Source organism: Shigella sp. FC1544 (assembly GCF_001722145.1).
GTDB lineage: Bacteria > Pseudomonadota > Gammaproteobacteria > Enterobacterales > Enterobacteriaceae > Escherichia > Escherichia coli.
The window spans coordinates 1-457 of the sequence record NZ_MECT01000442.1; the positions used below are offsets into that span (position 1 = coordinate 1).

Sequence of the window (457 nt, forward strand, 5' to 3'; positions counted from 1 at the left end):
AAGTCCGTCAACGGGCAGTCCGTATGGTTCTGGAAAGTCAGGGCGAATATGACTCACAATGGGCGACAATTTGTTCCATTGCTCCAAAGATTGGCTGTACGCCGGAGACTCTGCGTGTCTGGGTTCGCCAGCATGAGCGGGATACCGGGGGCGGTGATGGAGGGCTCACCACCGCTGAACGTCAGCGTCTGAAAGAGCTGGAGCGTGAAAATCGTGAACTGCGCCGCAGTAACGATATCCTTCGCCAGGCTTCCGCTTATTTTGCGAAGGCGGAGTTCGACCGCCTCTGGAAAAAATGATGCCACTGCTGGATAAGCTGCGTGAGCAGTACGGGGTCGGACCGCTATGCAGTGAACTACATATTGCCCCGTCAACGTATTACCACTGTCAGCAACAGCGACATCATCCGGATAAACGCAGTGCCCGTGCGCAGCGCGATGACTGGCTGAAGAAAGAG

Annotated in this window: 1 pseudogene and 1 other annotated feature; the pseudogene reads left to right on the forward strand. The window is 55.6% G+C overall.

The features are described from left to right. A pseudogene (locus BGK49_RS27955) lies at window positions 1–457 on the forward strand (transposase); the annotation flags it as partial. Next, window positions 254–370: a sequence feature (AL1L pseudoknot), on the forward strand. It overlaps the preceding pseudogene by 117 nt.